The sequence below is a fragment of the Pseudoxanthomonas sangjuensis genome (assembly GCF_010211755.1).
GTDB lineage: Bacteria > Pseudomonadota > Gammaproteobacteria > Xanthomonadales > Xanthomonadaceae > Pseudoxanthomonas_A > Pseudoxanthomonas_A sangjuensis.
In genome coordinates this window covers 137,981-147,622 of the sequence record NZ_PDWR01000006.1, presented here as the reverse complement: position 1 = coordinate 147,622, position 9,642 = coordinate 137,981, and the positions used below count along the sequence as shown (strand labels likewise).

General features: G+C 66.1%; 9 protein-coding genes and 1 pseudogene. 6 read left to right on the top strand and 4 right to left on the bottom strand.

Annotated features, from left to right (window positions below):
• Positions 1-216: IS3 family transposase (locus CSC71_RS15520; protein WP_162373230.1), on the top strand; the 216-nt coding region annotated here is incomplete at its 5' end.
• A 43-nt stretch (positions 217-259) separates the two neighbouring features.
• Here CSC71_RS15520 and CSC71_RS04925 read toward each other — a convergent pair.
• Positions 260-1,600 (bottom strand): annotated as a pseudogene (locus CSC71_RS04925) (type I restriction-modification system subunit M); the annotation flags it as partial.
• A 333-nt stretch (positions 1,601-1,933) separates the two neighbouring features.
• Here CSC71_RS04925 and CSC71_RS04920 point away from each other — a divergent pair.
• Positions 1,934-2,464, top strand: coding sequence for a hypothetical protein (locus tag CSC71_RS04920; protein WP_162373229.1), 531 nt, complete (start codon positions 1,934-1,936; stop codon positions 2,462-2,464).
• Positions 2,465-2,622: 158 nt separating this feature from the next.
• Here CSC71_RS04920 and CSC71_RS04915 read toward each other — a convergent pair whose 3' ends face one another.
• The 3 genes from CSC71_RS04915 to CSC71_RS04905 all read right to left on the bottom strand — a co-directional run bounded on the left by CSC71_RS04915 (position 2,623) and on the right by CSC71_RS04905 (position 6,240).
• Positions 2,623-3,396, bottom strand: coding sequence for a TSCPD domain-containing protein (locus CSC71_RS04915; protein ID WP_162373228.1), 774 nt, complete (start codon positions 3,394-3,396; stop codon positions 2,623-2,625).
• 112 nt (positions 3,397-3,508) lie between these two features.
• A complete protein-coding gene (locus CSC71_RS04910; protein ID WP_162373227.1) occupies positions 3,509-3,931 on the bottom strand; it encodes a hypothetical protein in 423 nt (140 codons plus the stop codon).
• Positions 3,932-4,086: 155 nt separating this feature from the next.
• Complete coding sequence (locus CSC71_RS04905) at positions 4,087-6,240, bottom strand: adenosylcobalamin-dependent ribonucleoside-diphosphate reductase (protein WP_162373246.1); 2,154 nt, start codon at positions 6,238-6,240, stop codon at positions 4,087-4,089.
• Positions 6,241-6,760: 520 nt separating this feature from the next.
• On the opposite strand from CSC71_RS04905, the gene CSC71_RS04900 reads away from it, so the two are divergent.
• The 4 genes from CSC71_RS04900 to CSC71_RS04885 all read left to right on the top strand — a co-directional run bounded on the left by CSC71_RS04900 (position 6,761) and on the right by CSC71_RS04885 (position 9,554).
• On the top strand, positions 6,761-8,230 hold the full coding sequence (locus CSC71_RS04900) for a Do family serine endopeptidase (protein WP_170295384.1): 1,470 nt from the start codon (positions 6,761-6,763) through the stop codon (positions 8,228-8,230).
• Between the two features lie 68 nt (positions 8,231-8,298).
• Entirely contained in the window at positions 8,299-8,673 is a 375-nt protein-coding gene (locus tag CSC71_RS04895) for a hypothetical protein (protein WP_162373225.1), read from the top strand.
• A gap of 27 nt (positions 8,674-8,700) precedes the next feature.
• Positions 8,701-9,147: a phage holin family protein gene (locus tag CSC71_RS04890; protein WP_162373224.1), complete on the top strand. Its 447-nt coding sequence runs from the start codon at positions 8,701-8,703 to the stop codon at positions 9,145-9,147.
• Positions 9,144-9,554, top strand: a complete 411-nt coding sequence (locus CSC71_RS04885; protein ID WP_162373223.1) for a protein sip-5 — start codon at positions 9,144-9,146, stop codon at positions 9,552-9,554. Before CSC71_RS04890 ends, CSC71_RS04885 begins: the two co-directional genes overlap by 4 nt.
• Positions 9,555-9,642 lie beyond the last annotated feature (88 nt).

The window sequence follows — 9,642 nt, the reverse complement described above, 5'->3', positions numbered from 1 at the left end:
GTGGGCCACTGCGGTGACAACGCCGCGTGCGAAGGCTTCTTCGGCCTGCTCAAGCGCGAGCGGGTCTACCGCATGACCTACCCAACGCTCGATGCCGCGAGGGCTGATGTGTTCGAATACATCGAGCGGTTCCACAACCCGAGGATGCGACGAAGGGTCGCCAGGCAAGACCAGAAGTTCTCAGCCCTTTTACAACCGTCCGTGATTTCGGGGTAGAACCCCTCTTACCGAAGATCCCCTTCAGCTTCACTTCCGCTTCTTCACCGCCAAAAGTGAAATCCGGCGCTTCACCACGATACAACCGAACAAGGTTGGCGATAAAACCGATTTGCCCCGGCGTCCAATCGCGATGCGCACGATCCACCTGCATGTAAATGTGGCGGGCATCGATGAATAGCACTGTATCGGCTCGCTCCGTCTTGGCCTTGCTCTTGTCTAAGAACCACAGCGTGCAAGGCAACGTCACCGTGTAGAACATGTTGGGACCCACAGCCACCATCACGTCCACCGCACGGCTTTCAATCAGCTTCTGGCGGATATCCTGCTCACTGGAGCGGGCGTCGGACGCAGAGTTGGCCATCACGAAGCCGGCGCGGCCTGTAGCGTTCAACGACGAATAGAAGAGCTGAATCCACAAATAGTTGGCGTTGTCCGTGCGCGGCAGGCCGAACGGATAGCGGCGGCCCGCACCCACCATGTCCTTCAATCGCTCCTTGTCCACCGCGTTGACGTTGAACGGCGGATTGGCCAACACGAAGTCGAACTGGCCCGTAGCGTTGTGCGGATCGAGGTAGTAGCTATTGTTGTCGCCGCCATGACGGATGTCGCCTTCCAGCCCGTGCACGGCCAAGTTGAGGCGGCACAGGCGGCCGGTTTCGTCCGTCTTCTCTACGCCGCAGATGGCCAGCTCTGCGGCCGGGTTCTTCTGGTGCTCGGCCACGAAGCGTGCCGACTGCACGAACATGCCACCGGAGCCGCAGGCTGGATCGAGAATGCGGCCGTGGAACGGCTCGATCACCTCAGTCAGCAGCTTGACGATGCTGGCCGGCGTGTAGAACTCGCCTCCCTTCTGGCCCTCGGTACGGGCGAACTCACCCAGGAAGTATTCGTAGATGCGACCGAAGGCATCGAAATCCACCGTAGCCGGAATCTCGGACACCTTCTTCAGCAGCTCCTTCAGCAGGGTGCCGGTGAACAGGTTGTAGGTCTTTGGGAGCACGCCGGCCAGTTGCGGGTTGGCCTTTTCGATCTCGCGCATGGCCGCGTTGACCTTCGCACCGATGTTGGCGGCCTCCGGCAGGGTCAGCAGGTAGTCGAAGCGGGCCTCTGGTGCGAGGAACAATACACCTTCTGCATGGTAGGCAGCCGGCTCATCCACTCGGCTACCGCGACGGGAGCTGGCTCCGGCTTTCTCCAACTTCGCAAGCTGGGCAGAAAAGCGCACTTCGGCGAAGCGAAGGAAGATCAATCCCAGAATGGGACCGGAATACTCCTGCGCCTTCAGACCAGAGTTTGCTCGGAACTGATCGGCTGCATCCCACAAGCGCTTTTCAAGCGTGGCGGCGACGGTGTCTTTTTCTGAAGCGGCGATCCAATGCATGCTGCGTCCCAATCTAGAAAGGTGGGGACAGGCCATCCGCGACCCTTTTGGGCGAATCCAGCTATGCGGCTTTTGAACCATCCCCTTAGCGACGCATTCTAGCCGCAGTAGTCTCATCAATGGAGACGGAAAACATCTAGAAATGTCAAAGGGTTAGGCAGCCGAACCGGCTAGAGCATCAAGACGCATTGGCCTTTGCCTGGAAATCCTCACGGAGCCACGGCGGTTCCATGGCCGGCACGAGGAAGGATGCCCCTACACCCGAATCCAGCTCTGGTAAGAAAACAATGACCAATGTCTTAGAGTTGGCAGACGCCTCCTGGAGAGAAGCGCATGAACTCCCGAACTCAGATCTACGTCGCCCTTATTGGTGCCGCAGCAATCATTGGCGCCGCGTTGATTCCTGCCTTGATTAGGCGGTCGCCGGATGAGTTTTCTCAACCCAACAAGCAGCATCCTTCAGAGGACGATCCCAGCGTTCGTCAAGAAGCGTCAAATGCCCAAGCATCGCGGCCCTCAACACTGGCTGTCACCGGAGTACTCATAGGCACTAGCGATAACCAGCCATTCGTGACGGAGGCTCGGACCCGGTTCAAGGAAAAGGAAGAGATCGCCGTGACGGTTCGTTACAACGCCGATCAGACAGTCGCCAATTTTCCCGTTCGATTATCGACGAGGATAGTCTCTGCGAGTTTCGGCGGGGTCGGAAATCGGCAGACAACAGACATCTCCGTGCCTGGTGCAAGCTTCTGGACCTTCCGACTAAGACCTGAGCAGGCTTGGGCATACGGCCAGAATTTTATTTCGGTCTCAGTCGACGGACAACAGATCTACAGCCAGGAAATTGACGTTGGGGAAGATTGATCTTGCTGCAAATCATCTCCTGCGAGTCACGGTGCAAAAAGAAAGGGCCCCGGAGGGCCCTTCTAAGCTTATTAAGCCATGAATCTAAACTTATGAGCTAAAAATCCAAGCTTTTACGCGCCCGGACAGACCCTTCCCCTACTTGCTAGCGCGGCGAATCAGCCGCATTTGCTGTATCCGCAGTTCAAACAAGTCGCACACCCATCCATCAGCACCAGCGCCTTGGTGTTGCACTTGCTGCACATGCTGGCCGACGGCGGGAAGCTGGCGCCTTCGCCGGTGACGGCGATTTCCTCGACGGCGCCGGTCACCACGACCGGCGTTTCGGTCACGTCAGAGTTTTTTTTTGAACGCGCCTCGTACTGCGCGCGCTTCTCGGCCAGCATGGCGCGCTGGTGCGCGCTCATTTCCGGGTCGTGGATCAGGCCGATCGACTTCATGTGGTCTTCGACGATCGCGCCCAGTTCGGCCACCAGCGACGGCATGTACACGCCGCCGGCCTTGAAGTAGCCGCCGCGCGGGTCGAACACCGCCTTCATTTCCTCGACCAGGAAGGTCACGTCGCCGCCCTTGCGGAACACCGCCGACATGATGCGGGTCAGCGCGACGATCCACTGGAAATGCTCCATCGACTTGGAATTGATGAAGATCTCGAACGGGCGGCGCAGCTCGTGCTCGGTGCCGGCGTTGAGCACGATGTCGTTGATGGTCACGTACATCGCGTGCTCCACCAGCGGCGACTTGATCTTGTAGGTGCTGCCGATCAGCACCTCCGGGCGCTCGATGCGCTCGTGCATCTGGATGATGTCGGCCTTCGGCAGTTCCGCCTCGGCCTGCGCCATCGAAACCGAGGCGCCCTGCACGGCCTTTTCCTTGTCTTCCGGGGTGACGACGGCGTATCCCTTGATTTTCTTGTCGATCTTGACGGCCATTGCGTGCGTGTCCTGTTGCGTTGTCGCTGGTTGTTGGTTTCGCGGGTGGAGCCGTGCCCTCACCCCCGGCGCTTCGCGCCTTTCCCCCTCCCGCGGGCGGGAGAGGGGTCGTTCATTTCCTGGCGGCGGCTTTCTTCGCCACCTTCTTCACCGCTTTCTTTGCTGCCTTCTTCGCAGGGGCCTTCTTCGCCACGGTCTTCTTGGCCGCAGCTTTCTTCGCCGTCTTCTTCGCCTTCAGCGTGGCGGCCTCGGCCCTGGCGCCGGCGCTGGCCGCGGCGAGGTTCTTCTTCGCCTGGGCTACGGTCTTCTTCACCGCCTTCTTCGCCGCGACGGTCCGCTTCTCGACCACCTTCTTCGCCTTGGCCAGGCGGGTCTGCGCCTTCGCCACCGTTTCCTTGGCGACCTTCGCCGCCCTGGCCACGGCCTCGCTGTGCGCCACCGCCTCGCCGATCTCGGCGGCCTTGACCACCGCCCGGTCCTTCACGTTCCCGGCGACCTCGGTCAGCGTCGCCGCCACACCTTTTTCGTTAGCCATTGGAACCTCCGACTGGCCGATGGGGGACGGCCGCGACGACGATGCTATACCCCTCCGGCGTGAAGGGGGAAAGCAGGCCCGCTGCGTTCGCCCCCTCGCCTGCCCTTCGGCCTTCCCCTCCCCCGCGAACGCGGGAGGGGCGCACTCCCGCCCGCTCAGAACTTGCCGTAGTAGCCCTCTTTCAGCGCGTCGAACAGGTTGGCGGCGGTGTGCAGCTCGCCGTCGTACTCGATCTGCTCGTTGCCCTTGACCTCGACCACGCTGCCGTCTTCCAGCTCGAAGCGGTAGGTGGTGTTCTCCAGGTCCGCCTCCTTGACCAGCACGCCCTGGAAGGCGGCCGGGTTGAAGCGGAACGTGGTGCAGCCCTTCAGGCCCTGCTGGTGGGCGTAGCGGTAGATGTCCTTGAACTGTTCGTACGGGTAGTCGGTGGGCACGTTCGCGGTCTTCGAGATCGACGAGTCGACCCACTTCTGCGCCGCGGCCTGCACGTCGACGTGCTCCTTCGGGGTGATGTCGTCGGCGCTGATGAAGTAGTCCGGCAACTTGGCGTCGGCGTCCTCGGCGAACGGCATCGCCTTCGGGTTGACCAGTTCGCGGTAGGCCAGCAGCTCGTAGCTGAACACGTCGACCTTTTCCTTGGTCTTCTTGCCCTCGCGGATCACGTTGCGGCTGTAGTGGTGCGCGAACGACGGCTCGATGCCGTTGCTGGCGTTGTTGGCCAGCGACAGGCTGATGGTGCCGGTGGGCGCGATCGAGCTGTGGTGGGTGAAGCGCGAACCGACCTTGGCCAGCTTGTCGACCAGCGCCGGCTCGACCGAGGCGATGCGCTGCATGTAGCGCGAGTACTTCGCGTGCAGCACGCGGCCCTTGATCTTCTGCCCGACCTTCCAGCCGTCCTGCTTCATCTCCGGGCGCTTGCGCAGCATCTCGGCGGTGACCGCGAAGTCCTCGTCCATGATCGGCGCCGGGCCCTTCTCCTCGGCCAGGGCCAGGCCGGTTTCCCAGCCGGCCACCGCCATGTCGCGGGCGATGCGCTCGGTGAACTCGCAGGATTCCTTGCTGCCGTACTTCATCTTCAGCATGGTCAGCGTGCTGCCCAGGCCGAGGAAGCCCATGCCGTGGCGGCGCTTGCGCAGGATCTCGTTGCGCTGCTGCTCCAGCGGCAGGCCGTTGACCTCGACCACGTTGTCGAGCATGCGGGTGAACACGCGCACGACTTCCTTGTATTCCTCCCAGTCGAAGCTGGCCTCGGCGGTGAACGGCTTGCGCACGAAGGTGGTCAGGTTGATCGAGCCGAGCAGGCAGGCGCCGTACGGCGGCAGCGGCTGCTCGCCGCACGGGTTGGTCGCGCGGATGTTCTCGCACCACCAGTTGTTGTTCATCTCGTTGACGCGGTCGATCAGGATGAAGCCCGGCTCGGCGTAGTCGTACGTCGAGACCATGATCATGTCCCACAGGTGCCGCGCCCGGATGTGGCCGTAGACCTTGCAGGCGACCAGGCCGTCGTCGCGGACGATGTAGTTGCGGTGCGTCGGCCAGTCGCGCCAGACCACCTTGTCGGCGTCCTCGAGGTCGACGTCGGCCTTCTCCTTGACGTTCAGCGGGAACACCAGCGGCCAGTCGGCGTCGTCCTCGACCGCCTGCATGAAGCCGTCGGTGATCAGCAGCGACAGGTTGAACTGGCGCAGGCGGCCGTCCTCGCGCTTGGCGCGGATGAAGTCCTTCACGTCCGGGTGCGAGATCTCGAAGGTGCCCATCTGCGCGCCGCGGCGGCCGCCGGCCGAGGACACGGTGAAGCACATCTTGTCGTAGATATCCATGAACGACATCGGCCCGCTGGTGTACGCGCCGGCGCCGGCGACGAACGCGCCCTTCGGGCGCAGCGTCGAGAACTCGTAGCCGATGCCGCAGCCGGCCTTCAGGGTGAGGCCGGCCTCGTGGACCTTGTCGAGGATGCCGTCCATCGAGTCCTCGATGGTGCCCGACACGGTGCAGTTGATCGTGCTGGTGGCCGGCTTGTGCGCCTGCGCGCCGGCATTGGAGGTGATGCGGCCGGCCGGGATCGCGCCGCGGCGCAGCGCCCACAGGAAGCGCTCGTTCCAGTAGGCGCGCTTTTCCTCGGTCGGCTCGGCATCGGCCAGGGCGCGGGCCACGCGCTGGTAGGTGCCGTCGATGTCGGCGTCGATCGGCTCGCCCTGCTTGGTCTTCAGCCGGTACTTCTTGTCCCAGATGTCCTGCGAGGCCGGCTGCATCGGGATGACCCGCGCCGCTTCTTCCTTTTTCACTGCCTCAAGACGCACCGTGCTCATGTTGTTGTCGTTCTCCCTGTTGGTGATCGATGGACCGACCATTACTTGTTGTTGCCGACCAAATCCGTATGCCGTTCGCCGCCGCGCCCGGGCTAATGCCCGGAACGGGCCGAAGGCGCCGCGGGCCGGCGCGGATGTTCCACGCCTGCCGGGCTGCCCGGATGGGTTGCCGAATTGTGACGAACGCCCGGTAAAACCCTTGTGTTTCCGCTGTTCATCTTCGCCCCCCAGACTGTCCCTTGTCTGTCGTAAACCCCATTCCTTATGGGTTTGTTTCACGCCAGACCCCAATATGTAGTGGCGGCGCGAGATTCGCAAACTACGCCGGGGGCGCCGGCCTGTCAACCGATCCGGCGGGAAGCTGCATCCCCCCGGCCGCGACGGTCCCCGGGCGCAACTTCATCGCGGGGTTAATGGGCGATACGCAGACTCGTTCAGCTTGCCGCCGGGCCCGCGCACCTCTTGGTTTCGGGGCCGGCGGCCCTCATCCCCCCCCGGAACCCGCCGCCCCGCCATGCCGATGAAGCGCTCGACCCGAACCCTGCTCGCCCTGACCGCCGCCGCCGCGTTCGGCGGCTTCGCCGCCACCGCCCTGCGCGAAACCTTCGACCAGCCGGCGCAGGCCGCGCCGGCCCCCGCCGCGCCGGCGACGGCGCCGGCGGTCGCCGCCCTGCCGACCGCGGTCGACGGCAAGGCCCTGCCGTCGCTGGCGCCGATGCTGAAGCGGGTGCTGCCGGCGGTGGTCAGCGTGTACAGCCAGCAGACCGTGCGCGTGGCCAGCCCGCTGGGGCCGCTCGCCGACGACCCGGTCTTCCGCCGCTTCTTCGGCATCCCCGACATGCCGCGCGAGCGGGTCGAGCGCGCGCTCGGCTCGGGCGTGATCATCGATGCGCAGCGCGGCTACGTGCTGACCAACCACCACGTGGTCGAGAACGCCGACGGCGTGTCGGTGACGCTGGCCGACGGGCGCACGGTCGAGGCCGAATTCATCGGCTCCGACCCGGACACCGACGTCGCCCTGATCCGCATCCCGGCCGGCGGCCTGACCGCGATCCCGCTGGCCAACAGCGACAACCTGCAGGTCGGCGACTTCGTGGTCGCGGTCGGCAACCCGTACGGCCTCGGCCAGACGGTGACCTCGGGCATCGTTTCCGCGGTCGGCCGCAGCGGCATCCCGGTGGCCGGCTTCCAGAACTTCATCCAGACCGACGCCTCGATCAACCCCGGCAACTCCGGCGGCGCGCTGGTCAACCTGCAGGGCGAGCTGGTCGGCATCAACACCGCCAGCTTCAATCCGCGCGGCAGCATGGCCGGCAACATCGGCCTGGGCTTCGCGATCCCGATCAACCTGGCGCGCGACGTCGAGCAGCAGCTGCTCGCCACCGGCGAAGTGCGCCGCGGCAGCCTCGGCGTCGAGACCCAGGACGTCGACGCGCGCCTGGCCAAGGGGCTGGGCCTGGAAACGCCGCGCGGCGCGCTGGTGACCCGGGTCTGGCCGGGTTCGGCCGCGGCCGCGGCCGGCCTGCAGCCCGGCGACGTGGTGCTGGGCGCGAACGGCCAGCGCGTCGACAACGCCTCGGCGCTGCACAACTTCGAGGGCCTGCAGCCGGTCGGCAGCCGGGTGGCGCTGGACGTGCGCCGCGACGGCAAGCCGCTGCGGCTGTCGGCGACGCTGAAGGAAAGCGTGCGCCAGCTCGACGGCGGCAGCCTCGACCCGCGCCTGCAGGGCGCCAGCCTGCGCGAACTCGACGAGAACACCCGCCAGCGGCTGCGCAGCAACCGCATCGCCGGCGCAGTGCAGATCGACAAGGTCGCCAGCGGCAGCCGCGCGGCGAAGAACGGCCTGCGCGCCGGCGACCTGATCGTCGCCGCCAGCAGCGGCGAATTCAGCGACCTGGCCAGCTTCCGCGCCAGCTTCGACAGCAAGCCGCAACAGCTGGTGCTGCAGGTGCTGCGCGGCGGGCGGCTCTGGACCGCGCCGATGCAATGAACCGATAACGACCGCTTGCGCTGCGACCTGCTAGATTGGCCGCGTCCCATCCACCGCAGGAGAAGACGATGAGCACCACCCCCACCGCCACCGATGCCGTGAAGAGCAACCTGAGCGAGGCCGGCTCGCACCTGAAGTCGGCCGCTTCGGCCGCGGGCGAAGCGCTCAAGGGCGCGGCTTCGGCCGCGGGCGACGAATTGAAGCTGGGTCGCGCGAACGTCAAGGCCGAACTGGCCGACAGCGCGCTGTCGGGCATCGCCGCCGCCGAATCCGGCGGCGCCGCCGCGAAGGAACAGATGGACGCGCTGATGGACAAGGGCCGCGACCTGATCGACAGCGCCGCCGAGCTGATCCGCGAGCGCCCGCTGGTTTCGTTCGGCGTCGCCTTCGCCGCCGGCTGGATCGTCGCCAAGCTCGCGCGCAGCGGCGGCAGCGACAAGTAAGCGGCCGCCGCGGCCGCCCCGCCCCGCATGGACACGCCCGGCACGCCGTCCGGCGAAGACGACGAGCGCAAGCCGACGCCTTCGCTCGAGGAAAGCCTGCGCCAGTTCGGCGACGCCGGCCGCGCCGGCTTCGCCAGCGCGGTCGACGCCGGTCGCGCGCTGCGCGGCCTGGTCGCCGCCGACCTGGCGCTGGCCCGCGCCGCGCTGGTGCGCGCGCTGCTGTGGCTGGCGGTGGTCGTGGTGTTCGCCGCCTCGTCGTGGCTGCTGCTGATGGCGGCGCTGGTTTCGCTGCTGCAGCGCCTCGGCCTGTCGTGGCTGGGCGCGATCGGCGTCGCCGCGGGGCTGAGCCTGGCGATCGCCGCGTTCGGCGCGTGGAAGATGGCCGGCTACTTCGAGCACACCCGCCTCGACGCCACCCGCCGGCAACTGGCGAAGCTGGGCATCGGCGGCAGCGGCGAGGACGACGCCACGTGAAGTTCGCCGCCCTGCAACGCCGCGTGCAACGCCGCGAGCGCCTGCTCGAGGGCCGCCAGCAGCAGGCGCTGCAGCATTGGGGCGAAGTGAGGCGCGCGTGGCGCGAAGGCTGGACGCCGTGGCGGATCGTTTCGGCCGGCCTCGTCGCCGGCTTCCTGGCCGGGCGCGCCGAACCGCTGGCCGCGCTGAACGGCCCGCGCGTGCTGCGCATGGTCGGCGCGGTCGCGAACCTGTTCGCCGGCGCGCAGGCGGCGGTCGGCGGCTTCGCCGATGCGACCGGGGCGGACGCCGACACGGCCGGCGGGCCGTTGCCGGAAGAGCCGCTGGTCGACGAAGACTTCGAGGCCGAAACGCCGGCCGTCGCGCCCCTGCCGGCCGAGGCGGCGACCGAGCTGTCGGAGCGCTGAGGCCGGATCGCAGCCTCCCGCGCCGCGGAAGCGACGCAAGTCGCGAACGGGGGCCGCAGCGATCCGGACGGGCCTGGCGATTTGCGCC

Bases quoted from the DNA above. Each gene is read 5' to 3' on its own strand.
- CSC71_RS04895 (WP_162373225.1), top strand. From the start codon at position 8,299: ATGAGCACCACCCCCACCGCCACCGATGCCGTGAAGAGCAACCTGAGC.
- CSC71_RS04890 (WP_162373224.1), top strand. From the start codon at position 8,701: ATGGACACGCCCGGCACGCCGTCCGGCGAAGACGACGAGCGCAAGCCG.
- CSC71_RS04900 (WP_170295384.1), top strand. From the start codon at position 6,761: ATGAAGCGCTCGACCCGAACCCTGCTCGCCCTGACCGCCGCCGCCGCG.
- CSC71_RS04915 (WP_162373228.1), bottom strand. From the start codon at position 3,396: ATGGCCGTCAAGATCGACAAGAAAATCAAGGGATACGCCGTCGTCACC.
- CSC71_RS04920 (WP_162373229.1), top strand. From the start codon at position 1,934: ATGAACTCCCGAACTCAGATCTACGTCGCCCTTATTGGTGCCGCAGCA.
- CSC71_RS04910 (WP_162373227.1), bottom strand. From the start codon at position 3,931: ATGGCTAACGAAAAAGGTGTGGCGGCGACGCTGACCGAGGTCGCCGGG.
- CSC71_RS04905 (WP_162373246.1), bottom strand. From the start codon at position 6,240: ATGAGCACGGTGCGTCTTGAGGCAGTGAAAAAGGAAGAAGCGGCGCGG.